This is a genomic window from Stenotrophomonas sp. NA06056 (assembly GCF_013364355.1).
Classification (GTDB): Bacteria; Pseudomonadota; Gammaproteobacteria; order Xanthomonadales; family Xanthomonadaceae; genus Stenotrophomonas.
On sequence record NZ_CP054931.1, the window covers coordinates 3024206 to 3046654 of the forward strand.

At 66.6% G+C, this 22449-nt stretch carries 17 protein-coding genes and 1 tRNA gene; 6 read left to right on the forward strand and 12 right to left on the reverse strand.

The features are described from left to right. Window position 1 precedes the first annotated feature (1 nt). From HUT07_RS13540 to HUT07_RS13560, 5 genes are all read right to left on the reverse strand, one after another. Window positions 2-757, reverse strand: coding sequence for a PP2C family serine/threonine-protein phosphatase (locus HUT07_RS13540; protein WP_176021365.1), 756 nt, complete (start codon window positions 755-757; stop codon window positions 2-4). A 2-nt stretch (window positions 758-759) separates the two neighbouring features. Further along, entirely contained in the window at window positions 760-1440 is a 681-nt protein-coding gene (locus HUT07_RS13545) for a VWA domain-containing protein (RefSeq protein WP_176021366.1), read from the reverse strand. A 236-nt stretch (window positions 1441-1676) separates the two neighbouring features. Further along, window positions 1677-1752: transfer RNA gene (locus HUT07_RS13550), tRNA-Thr, on the reverse strand. 62 nt (window positions 1753-1814) lie between these two features. Beyond that, window positions 1815-2819: a 2-hydroxyacid dehydrogenase gene (locus HUT07_RS13555; RefSeq protein ID WP_176021367.1), complete on the reverse strand. Its 1005-nt coding sequence runs from the start codon at window positions 2817-2819 to the stop codon at window positions 1815-1817. A 97-nt stretch (window positions 2820-2916) separates the two neighbouring features. Further along, window positions 2917-5802, reverse strand: coding sequence for an autotransporter outer membrane beta-barrel domain-containing protein (locus HUT07_RS13560; RefSeq protein WP_176021368.1), 2886 nt, complete (start codon window positions 5800-5802; stop codon window positions 2917-2919). A 213-nt stretch (window positions 5803-6015) separates the two neighbouring features. Between HUT07_RS13560 and HUT07_RS13565 the strand changes: the two genes are divergently transcribed. The 5 genes from HUT07_RS13565 to HUT07_RS13585 are packed head-to-tail and all read left to right on the forward strand — an operon-like array spanning window position 6016 to window position 12054. Beyond that, on the forward strand, window positions 6016-6570 hold the full coding sequence (locus HUT07_RS13565) for an RNA polymerase sigma factor (RefSeq protein ID WP_254898871.1): 555 nt from the start codon (window positions 6016-6018) through the stop codon (window positions 6568-6570). Further along, window positions 6567-7535, forward strand: a complete 969-nt coding sequence (locus HUT07_RS13570; RefSeq protein ID WP_176021369.1) for a FecR domain-containing protein — start codon at window positions 6567-6569, stop codon at window positions 7533-7535. Before HUT07_RS13565 ends, HUT07_RS13570 begins: the two co-directional genes overlap by 4 nt. Before the next feature lie 11 nt (window positions 7536-7546). Next, window positions 7547-10339, forward strand: coding sequence for a TonB-dependent receptor (locus tag HUT07_RS13575; protein ID WP_176021370.1), 2793 nt, complete (start codon window positions 7547-7549; stop codon window positions 10337-10339). Window positions 10340-10384: 45 nt separating this feature from the next. Further along, window positions 10385-11353 carry a hypothetical protein gene (locus HUT07_RS13580; protein WP_176021371.1) on the forward strand — a complete coding sequence of 323 codons (969 nt, stop codon included), beginning with the start codon at window positions 10385-10387 and terminating at the stop codon, window positions 11351-11353. After that, window positions 11350-12054: a hypothetical protein gene (locus HUT07_RS13585; RefSeq protein ID WP_176021372.1), complete on the forward strand. Its 705-nt coding sequence runs from the start codon at window positions 11350-11352 to the stop codon at window positions 12052-12054. The genes HUT07_RS13580 and HUT07_RS13585 overlap by 4 nt, the downstream gene beginning before the upstream one ends. Window positions 12055-12134: 80 nt before the next feature. On the opposite strand, the gene HUT07_RS13590 is transcribed toward HUT07_RS13585, so the two are convergent. From HUT07_RS13590 to murJ, 7 genes are all read right to left on the reverse strand, one after another. Then, window positions 12135-12800: a lysoplasmalogenase gene (locus tag HUT07_RS13590; protein WP_176021373.1), complete on the reverse strand. Its 666-nt coding sequence runs from the start codon at window positions 12798-12800 to the stop codon at window positions 12135-12137. Then, window positions 12797-14680, reverse strand: coding sequence for a M61 family metallopeptidase (locus HUT07_RS13595; RefSeq protein WP_176021374.1), 1884 nt, complete (start codon window positions 14678-14680; stop codon window positions 12797-12799). The genes HUT07_RS13590 and HUT07_RS13595 overlap by 4 nt, the downstream gene beginning before the upstream one ends. Before the next feature lie 361 nt (window positions 14681-15041). Then, complete coding sequence (gene ispH, locus HUT07_RS13600; protein WP_176021375.1) at window positions 15042-15992, reverse strand: 4-hydroxy-3-methylbut-2-enyl diphosphate reductase; 951 nt, start codon at window positions 15990-15992, stop codon at window positions 15042-15044. Window positions 15993-16019: 27 nt separating this feature from the next. Next, on the reverse strand, window positions 16020-16544 hold the full coding sequence (lspA, locus tag HUT07_RS13605; RefSeq protein WP_176021376.1) for a signal peptidase II: 525 nt from the start codon (window positions 16542-16544) through the stop codon (window positions 16020-16022). Beyond that, complete coding sequence (gene ileS, locus HUT07_RS13610) at window positions 16544-19375, reverse strand: isoleucine--tRNA ligase (protein WP_176021377.1); 2832 nt, start codon at window positions 19373-19375, stop codon at window positions 16544-16546. The genes lspA and ileS overlap by 1 nt, the downstream gene beginning before the upstream one ends. Next, window positions 19372-20319: a bifunctional riboflavin kinase/FAD synthetase gene (locus HUT07_RS13615; RefSeq protein ID WP_176021378.1), complete on the reverse strand. Its 948-nt coding sequence runs from the start codon at window positions 20317-20319 to the stop codon at window positions 19372-19374. The genes ileS and HUT07_RS13615 overlap by 4 nt, the downstream gene beginning before the upstream one ends. A gap of 75 nt (window positions 20320-20394) precedes the next feature. Then, the gene (murJ, locus tag HUT07_RS13620; RefSeq protein ID WP_176022554.1) at window positions 20395-21999 is read right to left on the reverse strand and encodes a murein biosynthesis integral membrane protein MurJ; all 1605 of its coding nucleotides are present in this window, start codon (window positions 21997-21999) and stop codon (window positions 20395-20397) included. 116 nt (window positions 22000-22115) lie between these two features. Between murJ and rpsT the strand changes: the two genes are divergently transcribed. Continuing rightward, window positions 22116-22385, forward strand: coding sequence for a 30S ribosomal protein S20 (rpsT, locus tag HUT07_RS13625; RefSeq protein WP_135272729.1), 270 nt, complete (start codon window positions 22116-22118; stop codon window positions 22383-22385). The last annotated feature ends 64 nt before the right edge of the window (window positions 22386-22449 follow it).

The following is a 22449-nucleotide window of genomic DNA, read 5'->3' on the forward strand; positions in this document are numbered from 1 at the left end:
CTCAGGCCGGTAGCGCGACCAGCAACGTTTTGTCGTCGCCGGTGATCTGATCGGTGCGCGGGTCGGCCAGCGTCGCGTGCAATGCCTGGCTGCCGTGGGTCTCGTCAACGCCGGCCAGATAGCGGATCACCGGCGCAATGAACGGCTGGAACAGGCTGTCGCCCGCGCGCGACATCGCAAATGGCTGCACACCGTCGGACATCAGCACCAGCGCATCGATCACCCCTTCGAAGCGGGTCAGCCGCAGCTGCTCCCGCCAGTTGCCACCGGTCACGAACCAGGTTTCGTTGGCGTACTCGCCGTTGGCAGGCAGTGACACGGCATCGGGCGACTCATTGCTGAAGGCGCAGGCGGCCACGCCATCGCCGACATGGAAGAACCAGCCGCCCTCCCGTGTAGCGACCGCCCCAACCAGCGTGCAGGCATGGTCGGAGAGCTTCAGGCCCTGGCTCAGCGCAAGCATCGCCAGCTGACCGCGCGCATCGTCGACGGCGGTTTCGATGATGGTGCGCAGCGCATCCACCGGCAGTGCCAGTGGATCGGCGCCGAGCTGCGCAGATCCGGTAACCGACGCCGCAACGCTGCTGGATACATGCCGGGCGCCCACATCGCTGTGCGATGCGGAGCCTGCGCCATCGCAGACCACCGCGACCAATGTCTGCCCCACCTGCAGCGATGCATAGGCGTCCTGACAGGGCTGCCCGCGGTCCAGATGGGACCGTCCCGTGGCCGATGCGGCCATCACGCGCCAGGCCATGGTCAGACCGGCACTTGCGACCAGCTGTCGGTGGCCGGCAATTGCACCTGGCCGCCCGGCGTCGAATTGGAGACCACACGCATGCTGGCGCTCAGCCACAGGAACAGTTCCTTGAACTGCAGGCCCTGCAGGCGCTTCACGCCGCGGTCGCCATTACGGCTGAACTGACCCAGCACGCTCATGTCGGCATTGCCGACGGCGATCGGGAACACCGCCACCTTGTTCTGCTGCTCGGCCTCGCGACACTGCTCGGCCACCGCTTCCCAGGCATCGGTGGGCTGGCCATCGGACATCAGGAACAGCCACGGCCGGGTGTAGGCAACACCGGCCTGGCGGAAGCGCGCCTTCTCGTCTTCGATTTCCTGCAGTGCCAGTTCCACCGCCGCGCCAGTCGGCGTGGTGCCGTTGGCCGACAGCGTGGGCGCAGCGAAATCCATCGCGTCGCACCAGTCACCGCTGATGGCGGCGTTGTCCATGCCGCCGTACTCGACCAGCAGCACGCGCACGCGTTTGGCCGCGATCACATCGGCTTTCAGCTCCTGCTCCAGCAGCTTCAAGCCGGCGTTCAACTGCTCGATGGGGCCACCGCTCATGCTGCCGGAGCAGTCCAGCACCAGGATCAGCGGCGTGCGCTGCTCACTGTTGTCGACCAGGGAAACATCGGGAATTGCAGCAATGGACATGATGGGAAGCCTCCGTGCGGGTGAACCGGTGCAGGTGATCTGCGCGGCCGATTATAGGCGGAGGATGAGGCGGGGGTGAGGACGGCACGGCGTGCATGCTCAGACGGCTGCGGGAAGCCCAGGACTGCCAGCCATGGGCTGGCACTACTGAAGCCGCCGGCCAGCGGCCGGCACTACCAACGGCCGTGCCACCCAAACAAAAAGCCCCGACCAGGGCCGGGGCTTTTTGCTGAAACTGGTGCCGGAAATAGGAATCGAACCTACGACCTACGCATTACGAATGCGCCGCTCTACCAACTGAGCTATTCCGGCGAAGCAGGTGATTTTACGGGTTCCCTGCCCCGGCGGTCAATCCATCCGGCTCACCCCGCCGCTCAGCCCATCTCCACCCGGTTCCCACACACCCGCCCCGCTACGAAATCGGCCAGGTTGCCCAGCGTGATCGCCGAGATCTCCTGCAGCGCCTCCACGGTGAAGAATCCTTGGTGGCCGGTCACCAGCACGTTGGGGAAGGTCATCAGCCGCTGGAAGGCCTCATCGTCGATGATCTCGCCGGACAGGTCCTGGAAGAACAGCGCGCTTTCCTGCTCGTACACGTCGATGGCCAGATGGCCCAGCCGGCGCGACTTCAGCGCGCGGATCACCGCATGGGTATCGACCAGGCCGCCACGCGAGGTGTTGACCAGCATCGCGCCGGGCTTCATCCGCGCCAGCGAGGCGTCGTCGATCAGGTGCTGGGTATCGGGGGTCAGCGGGCAATGCAGCGAGACGATGTCCGAGCGCGACAGCAGTTCGTCCAACGCAACCATCGTGCCGATCTCCGCGAAGGCAGGCGACGGAAACGGATCGTGCCCCAGCACGGTGCAGCCCATGCCGCGGAAGATGCGCGCGGTGGCCAGCCCGATCTTGCCGGTACCGACGATGCCCACGGTCTTGCCATGCAGGGTGCGGCCGAGCAGGCCATCAAGCATGAAGTTGCCCTCGCGCACGCGGTTGTAGGCGCGATGGGTCTGCCGGTTGAGGGTCATCACCAGCGCCAGTGCGTGTTCGGCCACGGCTTCCGGCGAGTAGGCCGGCACGCGGGCAACGAACAGGCCGAGCGCGTTCGCAGCGGCCAGGTCCACATTGTTGAAGCCGGCGCAGCGCAGCAGCACCGCGCGTACGCCCAGCGCATGCAGGGCCTGCAGCACGGGTGCATCGAGCCGGTCATTGACGAACACGCAGACGGCGGCGCAGTCCTGTGCCAGTGCGGCGGTGTGCACATCCAGCGCGGCGTCGAAGTACACGAACTGGAACGCCTGCCCTGCCCCTTCGCGCAGGTTGGCTTCCTCGAGAAAGCGACGGTCGTAGGGACGGGCACTGAAAACGGCGATCTGCATGGCAAGGTCTGCGCGGAAATACGCCACGACCATAGCGCACCCGCACATCGATGGGGATGGCACCGGCGGCGTGACAGCCGCCGGTGCCGGTACTGCCTTAGAACGTATAGCCCAGGCCCAGCATCACGCCGTTCTGCAGCTGGCCGTCGCGACGTTCGCCCACGTAGTCGACCATCACCGACAGGCGGTCACTGGCGCGGCTGGTCACGCCCAGGTTCCAGGCCAGCACCTGCTCGCCCACGGTCTGGCTGCTGGCCCCGAACACCAGGTCCGGCGCTGCGGCGAAGCCGGTGCTGTAACGGGCCTGGGTGTCGCCCAGTTCCTTCTGCCAGACCACGCGCGCGCGCGGGGTGATGCGCTCGCCATTGTTGCCTTCGAAGGTCTTGAACAGCTGCAGGCCCGCGCCGACGCGGATGCTCTCCAGGCTGTCGCCACGCCCGACCAGGGCGCCGGCCCCCTGCCCTTCGTTGAAACGGGTGGCCGAGGTGCGCGCGTAATCAACCACCGGCAGCAACGGCTGGATCACCACGCCTTTGGCGGTGGTGAACGAGAAGCCGTGTTCCAGACGCGCCGAGATCGCATCGTTGTTGTACTTGGCACGCAGCGGGCTTTGCAGGCCGTCGATGCCCTCGATGCTGCGGCGGGTGTCGTGGCGCAGGTCGGTGTAGCGCACCGAGGCAGAGAGGTAGCCACGGGAATAAGTAGCATCCAGGTAGCCGCCCACATCCAGCGCACGCACGTCGCCGGTGAACCCGGAGCCATCGCGGCCCTTGGTCGACATGTCGGCGGCGGCAACGCTGACGCCCAGGGTCACGCGGTCGTCGGCCAGCTGCGTATCGGCACCAAGCACGATGCCACCCACGGTATGGCTCAGGCCGGCCACGCCGCCCTCGCCATCAATGCGGCCATGGCTGCCGAAGCCGCGGCCCCACAGGCCATGGTTGCGTGGCGATTCGCCGCCGAAGCTGGTGCTGCCACCGCCCGCCCCGGCCGGCTCCACCAGGTGCATCGCCAACTGGTTGAACAGGCTGCCATTGGCCATGCCCGGCTGTGCCGAAGCGGCCTGCGCGGCCTGTGCAGCCAAACCGCCGGCGTCACCGCTGCCGCTGCGTCGTGCGGCCTGGTGCTGCTGCACGACGCTGCCGATGCTGCCGACCAGCGCGTTGTCGGCCAGGCGCAGGCTGGCGTGGCCGTCACCGCGCAATGCACTGGCCTGCTGTGCGATCACATCGCGATCCGCGAACTGCAGTGCACCCAGCAATGGCTTCAGGCCGGCATCCTGGCGCTGGCCGGCAGTGGCCAGCGCGCGGCCGAGACCGTCGTTGCCATTGCTGCCGGTGAGCTGCGCAAGCTGGTCGAAACCGGGGTTGGCGGTCAGCGACAGGCCCTCGGCGGTCTGCTTGATATTGAAGCTCAGCAACGAGTTGTGGCGCGGCCGGAACACCTCACCGCCGGTGATGCTGGCGGTATAGCCGGTGTCGCCCAGGCGCACCGCATCGGTGAAGCCCTGGAAGATCGGGCCGCTCACCAGCTCGCGCTGGTAGTTGCCGGCGTAGAAGCCCTGCGCCACGTTCAGTTCAAGGTGGGCACCCGGCGAGATGACCAGCGCGCCTTCGTTGGCGCCGCTGTCGTAGAAGTCGCCCACGCGAAGGCGGCCACTGTTGGCGCCGCCCGCCTCGGTGACGTCGAACAGCACCTTGCCGCCCGGCATGATGTTGACGTAGCCGTGGGTGACCAGGTCACCGCCACGCGGCATCAAGGTGCCGTACACGCGCAGGCGGTTGAAGCCGTCCTCGCGGAACGACGGGCCGGTACCAGCGAACAGCGCATCCGAGTCGTTGGCGACCGAAGCGATGTCACCGTGGCCGACCACCATGCCGGCCGCCAGTACACGCAGCTCCGGGGTGCGCAGGGCGCCGCCTTCCAGAGCGATGGTGCCGTTCTCCACCAGCATGAAATCGGCGCCGGTGGTTTCGGCGGTGCGCCAGGTGCCGCCCTTGGCCACGCGGATCACGCCGGCCGAGTTGCCCAGCGTGGAGGCATCCAGCTGCGACAGGCGCAGGCTCGCCAGCAGGTCGGCCTGGATGCCGGGATCGCTGAGGAAGTCCTGCACCGAGAAGGTGCCGATGCCGTTGGGACCGCGTCCCGCCGCGTTGTAGATGGAGACGGCCTGGTTGATGTACGTGGTGGCGAAGTCGGTATCGTTCCAGCGTGAGAAGTCGTCATCGACGAAGGCCTGCAGCTGGCGCGCGGTGCGCAGGTAGCCCGGATTGATGTCGCCGCTGACATTGCCGGTAACCGTCAGGGTGTCGCCCGGGTCGCGGTAACCGGCGGCGGTGATGATGTTGTTGCTGTAGATGTCCTGCCCGGGGAAGGTCTCCAGCTTGCGGCCGCTGCCATCCGGATCGAAGCTGACCGAAGCGCCGGTGGTCCGGGCCGGATCGCGGAACACCAGCAGGCCGTTGGGCTGCACCACCTCGTACATGGCCTTGTGCAGCAGGCCAGCATCCATGCCGCCGCCGTAGTTGCCGGTGTAGATCTCGGTCATCCGCGGCGAAGGCGTATAGATCACCTTGCCACCGCTGCTGGCGGCGTGGATCTGCACCGAGTCGACCAGCGGCAGGTCACCGGCCAGGTAACGCTCGACGCCACCGGACTGCATGATCGAGCAGGACGAGATGCAGTGGCCGGAGACGATGGTGTTCAGGCCGTTGCTGCGGATCACCCCCTGCAACCACTCACCCGCGATCAGCGCGCCACCATTGGAGGTGCGCAGCACGACTTCGCGGATCGGTCGGCCTTCGGCCTGCGCCTTGGCCAGCAACGCGGGCAGTGCGACCACGTCGGCGACGGTGACACCGCCGCTGAGCACGACGCGATCGCCCTGCACGTGATAATTCATTGCCATGACGTCATCCATCTGGCCCAGGGTCGCGATACCCACCAGGCCTGCCAGGGCGATGCTCAACTTCGAATGCTTCATTGCGTTCTCTCTCTCCGCCCGCACCACGCGGGTCGAAAGCAGAACGCAGCAGCAGGGCGGATGCCCCCAGTCGGCGGCGAGAAAAAACATGAATGCATTCACAATGGAAATGTGGAAGAAACATGGGCTTCCCCATCCGGTCACCGTCGCGTAAAACTCGGTGACGCGTCCGTCATTGTCGTCCGAGGCCCTCCCCTGTCCGTGCCCTCCCCTTTGCTCCGTCCTGCGCCGGACCTGCCCGGGGTTCCGGACATCTTCATCGCATTCGTACGCGAGGAACGTGCGTCGCTATGTGCTTTCCTGCGCGCCCGCGGTGTCGGCCCCGACGATGCCGAGGACATCGCCCAGGACTGCATGGAGCGCCTGATCCGCTACCGCGCACACGACACCGAGGAACTGCGGCTGCTGCTGTACCGCATCGCCCGCAACCGCCTGGCAGACCGCGGGCGCTCGCCACAGTCGCGCAACCACCTGTCGCTGACCGAACGCGACGGCAACGAAGAAGCCGCCAGTGCTTCTCCTGATCCGCTGCGTCAGGCAGAATCCGGGCAGATGCTCGCCCTGCTGCGCCAGGCACTGTTCAAGCTTCCCGAACGTGCCCGCGAGGTGTATCTGCTCAACCGCATCACCGGGATGAGCTATACACAGATCGCCAGGCATTGCGGCATCACCGCCAAGACCGTGGAAAAACACATTGCCCGTGCACTGCAGGGCCTGCGCAAGGAGCTGGGACCCGATCCTCTCCACAATGATGGAGACGCCGAATGATCCGCAACGACAACAGGGATGACACGTTGCTTTTTGAACACGCAAGCGCCTGGGTGGCCCGGCTGGATGCCCCCGACTGCAGCGCAGAAGAACGACAGTCCTTCGAGGACTGGCTGGCCGAGGACCCCGCGCACGTCAGCGCATGGGTGCAGGCCGAGAAGCTGCACCAGCGCAGTGCCGGCCTCGCCGGGGACCCATGGCTGCGCACAGCGGCGGCGCGCACCGCACGCAGACCGCAGCGGCGTTGGCTGCCTGGTGCTGCTGCCGCTGCAGGCGTCTGCCTCGCCGTTGGCCTGGGCTGGATGCTGTACACCGATGGCAATCCCACACCGCTGACCTATGCCAACAGCAGCCAGCTGCCACAGCAGCGCACGCTGGCCGATGGCAGCATCGCCACGCTCGACGCCGGCACCACGCTCACCGCACGCTTCGGCTGGCGCAAGCGCGAACTGGCGCTGGAGCACGGTCGCATCCAGCTGCAGGTCGAACCCTCATCACGTTCGCTGCGGGTGCAGGCCGGTGGCAGTTCAATCCGCGATATCGGCACCACTTTCCAGGTTGAACGCCTGGCGGACGGCCGGGTCGAGGTCGCACTGCTGGAAGGCGTGGTGGAAGTCACCAGTGGCAGCGCGCAGCACACGCTGTCGCCGGGCCAGCAGCTGCAGGTCCTGGCCTCCGGGAAGATCCAACCAGGCCCGCAGCTGTCGTCGACCGCCGCCGCCGAGGCCTGGCCACAGGGCAAGCTCGTGTTCGACGCCACGCCCCTGGCCACCGTGGTCGAACGCATGAACCGCTACGGCAGCACGCCTCTGGTGGTCGCCGACCCGGATATCGCCGACCTCGCCGTCAGCGGCACCTTCCGTGCAGGCGACGCGCACGAACTGCTTTCCGCCCTGGAACTGGGGTGGTCCATTGCTGGCCAGCCGCGCTCGGATGGCGCGCTGGAACTGCGCCGCACCTACTGAGGCGGCGGCCGATGCCGGCGCCGGGGGTGCTTCGCTGGGACACGTTTCGGTGGGGTCTGCTGCAGGCCCTGCTGTGCGTTGTACTGGTGCCCGGCGTAGCCGCCACGACAAGCGCGGCCGAGGCCGTTACCCAGGTCGACTACCGGATCGGTCCCGGCGCCCTGCCACCGGCCTTGCAGCAGTGGGCGCGCCAAAGCGGCATTGCCCTGGTGTACGACACCCGTGAACTGGCCGACCTGCGCACCGGCGGCGTCGCCGGTTCGCTGGCGCCGGCCGCCGCACTGAAGCAGCTCGTCTCCGGCATGCCGGTGAACATCCTGCAGACACCCAGCGGCGGATTCGTGGTGCGCCGGCATGCGGCCCCACCCCCGGTGGTGGCGCAGCCGGTACGGCCGCCGCCGGCGCCACCGAAGCCGGTGCAGGTGGAACTGGCACCGATCCATGTCACCGGCAGCCGGTTGCCGCGCACCTCCGTGCAGACGACGCTGCCGGTGACGGTGATCGACCGCGAAGACATCCTGCGCAGCGGCTACGGCACCTTGTTCGACCTGCTGCGCCACCTGCCCGGCATGAACGGCCACCCGCCATTGAGCACCTCGCGCAGTGGCGATTCGCTGTACCTGCCGGTCGGCGCAGCAGCCACCACCAGCCTGGATGGCATGGGCCCGCGCGCGACCCTGTTCCTGGTCAATGGCCGGCGCCTGCCACGCTATCCGATGGTCTCGCTGGAGGAAGGCGGGCTGACCGACCTGGGTGGCATTCCGCTCAGCTTCGTCGAGCGCATCGAGCTGGTGCGCGGCGGTGCGTCGGCCATCTACGGCGCCGATGCGATGTCCGGCGTGGTCAACATCATCCTGCGTGACCAGGCCGAGGGGCCGGAGGCAACGCTGCAGACGGGGGTCAGCAGCCGTGGCGATGGCGATCAGTACCGGTTGCAGGCGGCAACAGGCGGTGTGCGCGATGGTGGCGACCGCTGGTTCGCCGGCATCGACCTGCATCGCCTGCAGCATGTGGCCGGTGACCAGCGCGACTGGCATGCGGAAACCTCGCTGTACCCGATCGGGCTGATCATGGCCAACGGTGATTACTACCCGGCCACGCAGTGCCATCCGCCGCTGCAGCGCGAAGACGACGGTTGCTGGTTCGACAACGCGCGCCCGCGCTCGCTGCAGCCCGCATCGGAAACACTCTCCGGCTACCTGCGCTATCGCCATGAACGTGGTGACGGCCGCTACGCCTACGTGGAAGCGCGGGCCAGCCACAACCGCCAGCGTTTTGAACTGGGCCCGACCGCCGTCGCCCTCAATTTCAACCGTGGCGCGATCCTCAACGTGGTGCTGCAGGAAGGCGGCGAAGTGCGCCCGCGCGTGCATGCCACCGAAGGCGACCTCACTGTCGGCATGGGCCGCGAGCGCACCGGCAGAAGCTGGGATGCCGGCCTCAGCGCGCAGCGCAGCCAGGTAGATCTGCGCACCGAAGGCACCGTGCGCAGCGAGCGCTTGCTGGAAGCCGCACGAACGCTGGATTTCCTGCCCGGCTTTTCCACCCTGCCGCCGGGGCTGGCAGAGGAGCTGTTCCCGACCATCCATAATCGCGGGCGTACCGAGCAGTGGCAGGGCTGGTGGGGCATGCAGCGCACCCTGATGACACTGCCCGGCGGTGCGGCACAACTTGCCGCCGGTATCGACCTGCGCCGCGAGCGCTGGACCTCGCTGCCAGATCCGCTGATGGGCAAGGGTGAGCTGGCGCTGGGGCTGCCGATGGAGCAGCGCCGGCTGACGCGGCAGAGCAACGCTGCTTACGCCGAAGTAGGCCTGCCGTTGGCGCCGACGCTGCGCCTGGACGTGGCTGCGCGACTGGACCGCGATGGTAGCGACACTGCGTTTTCGCCACGTGCCGGCCTGCGCTGGAGCCCGAGCCCGCACTGGTCGTTCCTGCTGGCCAGCGGCCGTGGCTACCGCGCGCCCAGTATTTTCGAGCGCCGTCGACCACCGGGCTACTTCGGCCTGTATGGCCTGCCCGCCTCGGATTCCCTGCCCCCGTGCGCCCGCCCGCTGCGCGGTGGCGGCTGCGCGGTGGAAGTCGAGGTGGTGGAGAACGATGCGCTGAAAGCGGAGACCTCGCGCAGCCACTCGCTGGCTGCCAGTTGGACACCCAATGATGCGTTCTCGCTGTCGCTGACCCACAACATCGTGGAACTACGCAACGAGATCCTCGCGCTGCAACCCAGCGATGCGTTGTGGAATCCCGGTACCTGGGAACTGGATGAGCAGGGCCGCCTGCGTGATCTCCGCCTGTCGTTCGACAACATCGGCCGCACTACATCGCGCAACTGGGTGCTGCGCGGCGAGTACCGGGTCGATGCCAGCCGCAACGGGCAGTGGCTGTTCTCGCTGGATGCATTGAAACAGCAGGAACTGCGACGTGATCGCAGCCATGGCGAATCGGTGGATCTGCGTGGGCATGCCACGCCAGCGAACGCGGGCATCCTCAACGTGCAGTGGCAGAACCCTTCCTGGGACATCGCCCTGCGTGGCAACCGCGTCGGCCGCACCCGCGCCTGGCTGGCCGGTGAAGCGTGCGCGCAGGAGCAGCATGACCAGGGCCGCTGCATGAACCCCGCACAGCTGCGCTGGAACCTGCATCTGGCGCGCCGACTGAGCCCGCGCGTGATTGCCGCACTGGACGTGCACAACCTGCTTGATACGCAGCCGGTGAACCATCTGATCGGCAGCGGCGGGCAGATGCCCGGGCTGGACGATCCACTGGGGCGCTACTTCCTGCTGACCCTGCAATTCCGCTGAGCGTAGTACCCTACGCCGCTTGTTCCACGGCGTCGAAGGCGAGTCATGAAAGCCTACCTCTGGTTCCTGGGCGCGCTCATGCTGTTCTTCGCGCTGCCCTTCCCCTGCCTGATCTACTTCGGCACCAGCTGGCCGCTGGACGTGGGCGACCGCAGCGCACCGTGGTTGGCCCTTGGGCTGTTGGCAACGTCACTGACGCTGTGGCTGGTGCTGCTGTACGCCTTCCTGCATTACCTGCTGCTGGCGCCTCCGCGCGCACTGCAACGCGTGCGCAGCATCCTGGCCGACGGCGAGCCACGCAGCGCGCGCATTGAACAGGCCGAACAGACCGGCGTGCAGGTGCGCGGCTTCGCGCAGTGGCGGCTGCTGCTGGCCTTCGACAATCTATCCGGTACGCCGATCACCGAAGCGCTGGTCGTGGTCGACAGCAAGCCACAGCTGCAGCGTTTTGCCGTGGGCAGGCAGCTGGATGTGCTGCTCAGCCGCACGCCGGGCACATCGCCCAACCTGATGCTGGAAGGAGCGCAGCCGGAACTGGACCGCGCCAGCCTGTGGCGCCGCGCCATCGGCGGCGTGATCGGTGTCATCGCGGTCGCTGCCGCGTACGTCATGGCCTATCGCCTGCAAAGCGATGGAATGGGTTGGACATTTCTGGGTTTCGGTCATCCTCTGCTGATCTGCCCGCTGGTGCTGTGCAGCTACCTGATCGGCCTGCGCCTGCTGGCGCGCCTGCTGGCCGGCACACTGCAGATCGACGCGCGCGGCGAAGCGCTCAAGTACCGAGGTATCAGTGCCGAAGCGCGGGTGCTCGACGTGCGCCAGACCGGTACCTACGTCAACGAGCAACCGCAGGTGGAGTTCCAGCTGGAATATCTCGACCGCGAGGGCAATGTGCAGCAGGCCTGCGTGCGCCGCTTCGTTGCGCTGCTCGAACTGGCGAACATTCCTCGTGGGCAGGTCGACATCCTGTACGACCCGGATGACCGCCGCAGCGTGCGCATGGAGGACGCATGAAGCGGCCCGTGTCCACACCGCTGGTGTTCGCTGGCGTGGTGCTGGCCCTGGCCGGTGTCGCCACGGCGGGCGGCGCACTGCAGACCGTCACCGCGACCCTGCGTGGCGCTGCATCGACCACGCCTGCGGATGCAGCGCAGCAACACTCATGGGAACAACCGTTGCGCACCACGGCCATCGCCACGCCACGAGCGGCGTCCGAACCGATGCAGGTGCCCAGCCGCACACGGCCGAACCTGCTGCTCGATGCCGAGCGCCTGCAGGCTGCGCGGCAGGCACTGGAAACAATGCCCGGATTGGCCGGCGAACGCTTGGTTGTCTTCCACGACATCCACTTCCATGACGACGGCCGTATCGATATCAACCTGGTCGACCCTCAGCAGCCAGGTCACGTTGATGGCTACCACTACCAACGCGGGCAGTGGCGCAAGGGCGACGCGGTGAACCCGCAGCAGTTCGCCCCGACCATCACCCTGCGCCGCAGCAGCACCGCATTGGCCAACATCGATTTCGATGCCGTACCGCGGGTGGCGCAGGCCCTGCAGGAACAGCGCAATGCACTGATGCGTACGCCCGCGGACGTCGGCCATGTGTATGTGGTCATCCGCAAGGGCGGCAAGCTGGTGTGGTTCCCGGATGAAGTGGCCGGCGATCGCCAGACCGTGCGCCTGCGCTACGACGCCAGGGGCAACCTGCAGTAGAAAAAGGGGACGGAGGGGATTAAGTCACGAGTGGCACGCCAACGGCGAAAGCGACTTAATCCCCTCCGTCCCCTTTTCTGCTATCTGACCGAGCGGGCGATGGCGTACTGCGCGGCGTAATAGGTGGACAGCACCAGCAGGCTGGCCATCGGCAGGCCACCGCCAAAGCGATCCCATGCCAGCAACGAGTCGCTGGCCACGAACAGCAGAGCGCCACCGGCAGCCCAACGCGCACTGCCCGCTTCCAGCGCATCGGCGTGCGGCCGCTTCCAGTAACGGGCCAGTGCCAGCACCGCCATGGCCGCCAGCACCACGACGTAGGCCAACACCGGAATGCGCATCGGCAGCGGCAGATGCGGCCACAAACCGGCCACGTTGATCGATGCGAATGTGGCAAGCAGCACGAAGGCGGCAAGCAACCCGCGGCCCGCGCGCAGGCCGGCACGGAACGCGGCGATGTAGCACAGATGCGCCAGCAGGAAGGCAACCAGCCCCGGCACGAACGCATCTATCGGCAGCATCAGTGCGATATCGCCCACGCAGGACAACAGCATGCCGGCCAGCACCGCGCGTCGGTAGAACGCATCCGCCACCGGCCGCGCCTGCCAGGCGATGGCGGCGATCAGCAGCGTGGTCGCTGGCTTGGCCAACCAGTGCAGCCAGCGCCCGTCGCCGTCCAGGTAGGCGCCGACGATGGCCAGCACGGCCATCACCAGGATCAATCCATCCCGCGTGCGCAGCCTCATCGTGCCTTCCACAGCTCTGCAAGGCGGTCCGGGCGGCCGGCGATGCGTTCCAGCACCGGATACTGCAGGCCGCCGTGATAGTCGATCTTCATCGTGTCGATGCGGTCGAACTGTTTGACCAGCAGTGTGATCGGCGCCTTGTCAGTGGCCGCTGCAGCCACCGCATCCTTCAGGCGCTGGCTGCTGTACTCGCGACCGCCAATGGCGATCACCTTCATGCCCGGTGCAAGACCCGCGTTGAACGCCGGACTGTCCCAGACCACATCGCCGACCACGCCACTGTCGAGCACCGTCGCGCCCAACGAGTAGGCCAGCAGTGCTGCCTTCGCGCGTTTCTCCTGTGCCTTGTAGGCCTCGTTCGGCGCATCGCGGTAGACCAGCTTCCAGCCGGCCAGTTCCAGACCACCGGTCAGCGATCCGTGCCCGTCGAGGCGCTGGCGCAGGAAACCAGCCCAGTCGTACGGCGCAACGCCGTTGAGAGTAGCCACCACATCATCGAAGGTGTACGGGTTGACGTCCCAATCGCCGTTGCCAACGCCGAAGAAGGCACGCGCGAAATCATCCAGGCTGCGGCGGTTGCCGGTCAGCCCGCGCAGCTTGCCCTCCACTTCCAGCCACAGCATCTGCCCGCCGGAGTAGTAGTCCTCGCTCATCTGGTAATTGCGGTACGGCAGCGTGCGGCGCTGGGCGATGGTCGGGTCGTTGGTGGTGTCCTGCAGCGGGCGCCATGCAAGTCCCGGGCGGCCGCGGTCATAGGTTGCCGCCACGTTCGCCAACATGTCGCGCGCCTGCTCGTTCGACCACAGCCCGGAACGCGCGGCCAGCACCTGGCCCCAGAACTGGGTCTGGCCTTCGTACACCCACAGCAGGCTGTCGCCCATCGGCGTATTGAAATTGGGCGTAGCCAGGTCGGCACCGCGACGGTACTTGCCGTTCCACGAGTGGGTGTACTCATGCGGCAGCAGGTCGCGCATCCAGGCATTGCTGTCCCACTCGGTGAAGTAACCCGGATCGGCGCTGTTCTCGCTGGAGCGATGGTGCTCCAGCCCGATGCCGCCGAGGCGATCGGTCAGGGCAAGCAGGAATTCGTAGTGATCGTAGTGACGCGCGCCATAGAGCTTGTCGGCCTGCTGCACCAGCGCGCGATGCAGCTTGATCTGCGCATCGGTCGGCTTCAACGATTTGGCATCGTCGGCGAACACGTTCAGATGCACCGGCACCTTCGCACCCGGATCGAGGTCGATGCGCTGGTGGTGCTCACCAGCAAACAGCGGCGAGTCGACCAGATGGTCATAGGTGATCGGCTTGAACACGACGGTGTCGCCATCGCGGCGCGCGGTCTCCAGCGCGGTGGCATAGGCCCAGCCCTTGGGCAGGGTCACACTCGCCTGCGCCTGCAGGTTGCGCGCGTCCACGCCGGCCGGATACAGCGAGTTGGCATTCCACTGCAGGTTGAGCATTTCCGGGGTCATCACCACCCTGCCCTGGCTGCCGCCCTGCGAGGACAGGAAATCGAAGTGGGCGACGATCTCGCTCACGCCGTCAGGCACGTCCACCTTGAAGGCGTACACGTTGAACTGATCGCGCTGCCAGGCCAACGGCTTGCCGTTGGCGGTCACCCTCAGGCCCGCGAGCTTGTCGATCGGGCCGGTGGGCGAATGGTTGCCGGGAATCCACTGCGAGTACAGCAGGGTCATCGGCCCGGGCTTGGCCGGCACGGTGGCGGTCACCTTGAAGATGCGACGAGCCAGATCGCGCGCGTCGACATCGATGCGCAGCAAGCCCGGGGCGGCGGCATCACCCGGTGGCGGGGTCTGCGCCAACGCGGGCGTGGCCGCCAGCGCGAACAGCACGGACATCACCAGGGCACGGGTTTTCATCGGCAACTTCCAGCAGCGAAGGATTCCCCGATGCTAGGCCTGTGAGGTGCCGGGCCCCATGGCCGAAGGTCATGGTCGGTGTCGCATCGACCAGATGCGGCAAAGCCTCAACGGAGCGTTGGCGAAGACTGACAGCATCCACGCATGGCGTGGATCTACTGGAAAGCTGACGAGTACCGGGTAGATCCACGCCATGCGCGGATAACGAGCATCCCGAAGCCGTGCGAACCAAGGTTCGCACCCACAAGATGCACCATCGCAATAGACCGGGAGCCGCATCGGTAGATCCACGCCATGCGTGGATAACGTGCATCCCGAAGCCGTGCGAACCAAAGTTCGCACCCACCAGAATCAGCCCCTTTCAGTCGACCAGACGCAACCTCAGTTCCTTCGGCAGCGCGAACACCATCGATTCCGGCTCACCATCCAGCTCGCCTACGCCGTTGGCACCCAACTCGGCCAGACGCGCCAGCACGCCATCGACCAGCACCTGCGGCGCCGACGCACCTGCGGTCACGCCGATATGCTGCTTGCCGAGCACCCAGGCCGGGTCGATCTCGTGCGCACCATCGATCAGGTAGCTCTCCACGCCTTCACGGCGTGCCAGCTCACTCAGTCGGTTGGAGTTCGAGCTGTTCGGCGAACCGACCACGAGCACCAGGTCACAGCGCTTGGCCAGGTCGCGCACGGCGTCCTGGCGGTTCTGCGTGGCGTAGCAGATGTCGTCGTTCTTCGGCCCCTGCATCGCCGGAAAGCGCTCGCGCAGCGCTTCGATGATGCCGCGCGTGTCGTCCACCGACAGCGTGGTCTGGGTGGTGTAGGCGAAGTTTTCCGGCTGGTTGATCTGCAGCGTGGCCACCTGCTCCACGTCCTCGACCAGGTAGATCTGGCCGGTGCCCGCTTCGCGGTTCCACTGGCCCATGGTGCCTTCCACTTCCGGATGGCCGGCGTGGCCGATCAGCACCACGTCACGGCCGGCACGGCAGTGGCGGGCAACTTCAAAGTGCACCTTGGTCACCAGCGGGCAGGTCGCGTCGAACACCTTCAGGCCCCGGCGCTCGGCTTCCAGGCGCACGGCCTGGGAAACGCCATGAGCGCTGAAGATGACGGTGTTGTTGTCCGGCACTTCGTCCAGTTCCTCGACGAAGATCGCGCCACGCTGCTTCAGGTCGTCGACCACGAAGCGGTTGTGCACCACTTCATGGCGGACATAGATGGGCGCGCCCAGCGTTTCGATCGCGCGCTTGACGATCTCGATCGCACGATCGACGCCGGCACAGAATCCACGCGGGTTGGCGAGCAGCACATCCATCAGTTCAGTCTCCCGGCAGCGGCCGGCTTACGGTTTCGGGTTGGCATTATCCGCCTTTTTGGCGGACTTGCCGTCGAACAGGCCGAACAGGGCGATGCCGATGGCACCGACCACGATGGCTGAATCGGCGATGTTGAACGACGGCCAGGCATGCTCGCCGACGTACCACTGGATGAAATCGACCACGTGACCATGCACCTGGCGATCGATCACGTTGCCGATCGCACCGCCGATGATCAGCGCGTACGGCACCGCGGCCTTCCAGTTGCCGCGGGCGGTAGCACGCAGCCACCAGGCCATCAGGCCGCTGATGGCGATCGCCAGCACGGTGAAGAAGTGCTTCTGCCAGCCACCGGCATCGCTCAGGAAGCTGAACGCTGCTCCGGTGTTGTAGGTGCGGTACCAGTTCCAGAAGCCGTCGATAACCACCACCGGTTGGAACTCCGGCAGGCTCGACAGCACCCAGGCCTTCGACCACTGGTCCAGGCCGATGATGACGGCCGACAGCAGCAGCCAGATCAGCGCATTGGGATGCGGGCGCGGGGCGGCCATCAGAACCAGCTCCGCACTTCGCCGGCACCGGCGATGTTGGTCACGCAGCGGCCGCACAGTTCCGGATGGTCGGCATTGCTGCCAACGTCGGCACGGTGGTGCCAGCAGCGCACGCACTTGGACTTCTGCGTCGGCTGGGCGCTGACGAACACCTCGTCAGTGGTCGCCGGGCGCACCTGCACGTCGCCACTGATGAACAGGAAGCGCAGTTCATCGGCCAGCGGCTGCCACTTCGCCGCCTGTTCTTCGCTGGCGGCAATGGTGATTTCCGCTTCCAGCGCGGCACCGATCGCGCCGTTGGCACGCATCGGCTCCAGCACCTTGGCCACCTGCTCGCGCACGGCCAGCAACTGCTCGAAGTCAGCGGCATTGAGCTGGGCATCGTCCGGCAGCGGAGCCAGGCCCTCGTACCAGGTGGTGAACAGCACGTGGCCGGCACGATCGCCCGGCAGGTACCCCCACAGCTCATCGGCGGTAAAAGTCAGGATCGGTGCCACCCAGCGGGTGAACGCTTCGGCGATGTGGTACATCGCGCTCTGCGCCGAACGACGGCCGTCCGAATCGGTCGGCATCGTGTACAGGCGGTCCTTGGTCACGTCCAGGTACAGCGAACCCAGGTCCACGCTGCAGAAGTTCAGCAGCAGCTGGACGATCTCGGCCATGTCGTAGTTGTCATACGCCGCCTTGATCTTCTCCTGCAGCTCCCAGGCGCGATGCACGATCCAGCGGTCCAGCGCGACCATCTCGTTGAGCGGACGCAGGTGCTGTGCCGGATCGAAACCGTCCAGATTGCCCAGCAGGAAGCGGGCGGTGTTGCGCAGGCGACGGTAGGCGTCGGCGGTGCGCTTGAGGATTTCCTGCGACAGCGACATCTCGTTGCTGTAGTCGGCCGAGGCGATCCACAGGCGCAGGATGTCCGCGCCCAGCTTGTTCATGATTTCCTGCGGCTCGATGCCGTTGCCCAGCGACTTGGACATCTTGCGGCCGTGCTCGTCCACGGTGAAACCGTGGGTGAGGCACTGCTTGTACGGCGCACGCTTGTCGATGGCCACGCCGGTCAGCAGCGAGGACTGGAACCAGCCGCGATGCTGGTCGGAGCCTTCCAGGTACAGGTCGGCCGGCTTGCCGAAGCCACGCGCAGCCAGCACGGCTTCGTGGGTTACGCCGGAATCGAACCAGACGTCGAGGATATCGGTGACCTTCTCGTAGTCGGCTGCTTCGGCGCCCAGCAGTTCGGCCGCGTCCAGCGAGTACCACACGTCGATGCCTTCAGCTTCCACGCGGTCGGCCACCTGCTGCATCAGCTCCACCGAACGCGGGTGGATCTCGCCGGTCTGGCGGTGGGTGAACAGTGCGATCGGCACGCCCCAGGTGCGCTGGCGCGAGATGGTCCAGTCCGGGCGACCGTCGACCATGCTCTGGATACGTGCCTTGCCCCAGCTCGGGAACCAGCCGACGGTGTCGATGGCGGCCAGCGCATCGTTGCGCAGGTTGGCCTTGTCCATCGAAATGAACCACTGCGGGGTGGCACGGAACACCACCGGCGTCTTGTGACGCCAGCAGTGCGGGTAGCTGTGGCGGATCTCGACGAAGGCCAGCAGTGCGCCGCTGTCACGCAGCACCTGCACGATCGCCTCCTGCGCCTTCCACAGGTGCTGGCCCGCCAGCACCACGTCGCCTGCCGGCGGGGTCGACTCCAGGTACACGCCACGGCCGTCGATCGGGGTGATCTGGCCGGCGTTGTACTTGTCCAGCAGGCCGTACTTCTGGCTGACCACGTAGTCTTCCTGGCCGTGGCCTGGGGCGGTGTGCACCGCACCGGTACCGTCCTCGTCGGACACGTGTTCACCGTTGAGTACGAGGATCCCGCGCTCCGGGTAGAACGGGTGCGACAGCAGCTGGTTTTCCAGCGCCGAACCTTCGGCTTCACCGTGCAGCACCACCGCGTCCACGCCGTAACGCTGCAGCGAGCGCTCGGCCAGCGCCGCGGCCAGCACCAGCCAACGGCGCTTGCCGTTGTGCGCCGGGCCTTCGGCCAGCACGTAGCGGATGTCCGCGCCCAGCGACACCGCCAGCGAGGCCGGCAGCGTCCACGGGGTGGTGGTCCAGATCGGCACGGCCACTTCGACATCGGCCGGCAGGCTGACGCCGAATGCCTGCGCCACCGCCTGCGCATCACGCGCGGCGTAGGCCACGTCGATCGCCGGCGAGGTCTTCTCGTGGTACTCGATCTCGGCTTCAGCCAGCGCCGAACCGCAGTCGAAGCACCAGTACACCGGCTTGGCGCCGCGCAGCAGATGGCCGTTGGCTACGATCTTGGACAGCGCACGGATCTCGTTGGCCTCGAAATCGAAGCTCAGGGTCTTGTACGGGTTGTCCCAGTCGCCGGTAACGCCCAGGCGCTTGAAATCGGCACGCTGGATGTCGATCTGTTCCTCGGCGAACTCGCGGCACTTCTGCCGGAACTCGACGGCATCGAGCTTCACCCCGACCTTGCCCCACTTCTTTTCCACCGCGATTTCGATCGGCAGGCCGTGGCAGTCCCAGCCCGGCACGTAAGGCGCATCGAAGCCGGCCAGGTAGCGCGACTTGACGATGATGTCCTTGAGGATCTTGTTGACCGCATGGCCCAGGTGGATGCGCGCATTGGCGTACGGTGGGCCGTCATGCAGCACGAACAGCGGGCGGCCGGCGGCGTTGTCGCGCAGCTGCTGGTAGAGCCCCTGCTCTTCCCAGCGCGCCAGAATGCCCGGCTCGCGCTTGGGCAGGTCGCCGCGCATCGGGAATTCGGTGGCCGGCAGGTTGAGGGTGGTCTTGTAGTCCTGGCTCACGCAGTGGCTCGCAATCTATGTTCGGAAAGGATGGCACGCGCCTGTTCGGCGTCGCGGTGCATCTGGTCGGTCAGCGCCGCCAGATCGTTGAATTTCTCTTCATCACGCAGCTTGGCGACGAATTCCACTTCGATGTGGCGCCCGTACAGGTCGCCCTGGAAATCGAACAGATGCGCTTCCAACAGCGGCTCCACGCCGTCCACGGTCGGGCGGGTGCCGAAGCTGGACACCGACGGCCAGGGCTGGTCGAACACCCCGTGCACCCAGGTCGCGTAGATGCCCGACAACGCCGGGGTCTTCGGGAACCGCAGGTTGGCGGTGGGGAAGCCCAGCGTACGGCCGAGCTGACGCCCGCGCACCACCCGCCCGCTGATCGAGTAGGGACGACCGAGCAGGTCGCCGACGCGGGCGAAGTCGCCTTCCTGCAGCAGCTGGCGGATACGGGTGCTGGAGATGCGATCACCATGCAGGTCGACCGCTTCGATCTCGCCGGCGCTGAAACCAAGCTCGGCGCCCAGCGCCTGCAGCAGGGCCAGATCGCCACGGCGACGGTTGCCGAAACAGAACTCCGGCCCGATCCAGACCTCACGGGCGTTCAGGCGCTGGGCCAGCAGCTGGCGCACGAAGGTTTCGGCCGGCATTGCCGCCATCGCCTCGTCGAAGCGCAGCAGGCCGATCGCATCCACGCCCAGTTCGCGCAGGATCTCGACCTTGCTGCGGGCCAGGGTCAACCGCGGCGGCGGCGTGCCCTGGGCAAAGAACTCACGCGGCAAGGGCTCGAAGGCCACCGCCACGGCGGCCACACCCAAGGCGCGCGCGCGCGCGACCGCGTGCCGCACCAGCGCACGATGGCCCAGGTGGAGGCCGTCGAATGCACCGATGCAGACCACGCTTCCGTTGGGGAACAGTTCCCCGCCCTCGACGCTTCTGAACAGCCTGCTCATCAACTCTCGTTCCGGCCGGCCGCAGCCCGCCGTTTCAATGGTGTAACCCTGAAGTATAGCCGCCGGGAGCCACGATCAATGCCCACGCAGGTCGCGCGGACGGAAGCCCATCGCGACCATTGCCAGCAGATAGGTCAGCCCGCCACCGCCGACCAGCAGGCCGAGGGCACCGATCCGCTCCCACACGCCCATCGACGAGAAGCCGGGCAGCCAGTACAGCAGGGCCAGCAGCACGCCGACCATCGCCGTGCACGCCACCAGCAGCCGCAGCAGGTAACCGCCCCAGCCCGGACGACGCTGGTAGACATCGGTCTTGCCCAGCCAGTACCAGAGCAGCCCCAGGTTCAGGTAACTGGACAGCGCGCTGGCAATGCCCAGCGCCAGGTGCAGGCCGGGCTGTTTGCCGAGGGCGGCCATCACCCCTTGCGCTTTCAGCTCATCAGGCACCATCACCTGGTACAACACCGCCAGCAGGGCGAAGTTGAACACCATGTTGGCCACCAGCGCGGCGACACCGGCGCGCACCGGGGTTTTGGTGTCCTGCCGCGCGTAGAACGCCGGCAGCACCACCTTCAGCAGCGCGAACGCCGGCAGGCCGAAGCTCAGGCCGTATACCGACAACGCCGTCATGCGGGTGTCGAAGGCGGTGAACTGGCCGTGCTGGAAGATCGTGGAGATGAGCGGCTCGGCCAGCAGCAGCAGTCCGAGCATGGCCGGCACCGAGATCAGCAGGGTCATGCGCAGGCCCCAGTCCAGCGAGCGCGAGAAGCCTTCGCGGTCAGTGCTGACATGGTGCCGTGCCAGTGCCGGCAGGATCACCGTGCCCAGGGCCACCCCGAACACGCCCAACGGCAGCTCCAGGAAGCGATCGGCGAGCGACAGCCAGGACTGCGATCCATCGGTCAGCTTGGCCGCGATGACGGTATCCAGCAGCAGGTTGATCTGCGCCACCGACGAGCCGAACAGGGTCGGCACCATCAGCGTCATCACCTTGCGCACGCCCGGATGGTTCCAGCCCCAGCGTGGCAGGGTCAGCAGGTCGATGCCCTTCAACGACGGCAGCTGGAACAGCAGCTGCAGCAGGCCGGCGGCCAGCACGGCCCAGCCGAGGGCAAGGATCTGCTTTTCTGGCGTGCCACCCAGCCGCGGCGCCAACCACAGCGCGCCGGCGATCATGCACAGATTGAGGATGACCGGGGTCAGCGCCGGCATCGCGAAGCGCTGGAAACTGTTCAGCGCACCGCCGGCCAGGGCGGTCAGCGAGACGAACAGCAGGAACGGGAAGGTCAGGCGGAACAGGTCGACCAGCAGGCCCTGCTTGGCCGGGTCGGTGTCGACGCCGCTTGCGAAGACCGATGCCAGCTGCGGCGCGAAGATCAGCGCCAGCGCGGTGACCAGCATCAGCACGCCGCCCAGGGTGCCGGCGGTGCGGGCCATCAGTTCACGCAGCTCGGCGTGGCTGCGGGTTTCCTTCACCTCGGTGAACACCGGCACGAATGCGGTGGCGAAGGAGCCCTCGGCGAACAGGCGGCGCAGGAAATTGGGTATCCTGAAGGCGACCCAGAAAGCATCGGTGATGGCGTTGGTGCCGAAGGTCGAGGTCACCACCTGGTCCCGGACCAGGCCGAGAACCCGCGAGACCATGGTCATGCTGCTGAACGACAGCAGGCCCCGCAACATCTTGGGTGAACTCACTCAACGTCCCTCTTGACAATCGACTTGACGTACATTTCTTACGCCATCATACTAGCTAGCTTGCTGTTCCCATAACACCGATTTTTCAGGAAACCACCACCGTGGCCAATATCAAGTCCGCCAAGAAGCGCGCCAAGCAGACCGTCGTGCGCAACGCGCGCAACGTGGCTCAGCGCTCGATGCTGCGCACCGCTGTCAAGAAAGTGATCAAGGCGCTGGACGCCAACGATGCCGCCGGCGCCCAAGCCGCCTTCGCCGTTGCCCAGCCGATCCTGGATCGTTTCAGCGCGCGTGGCCTGATCCACAAGAACAAGGCTGCTCGCCACAAGAGCCGCCTGAACGACCGCATCAAGGCCCTCTCGGCCGCTTGATCCGGTTGGTTGCCGGGGCTTCGGCTCCGGCAGCACGCAAAAGCCCGGCCTCGGCCGGGTTTTT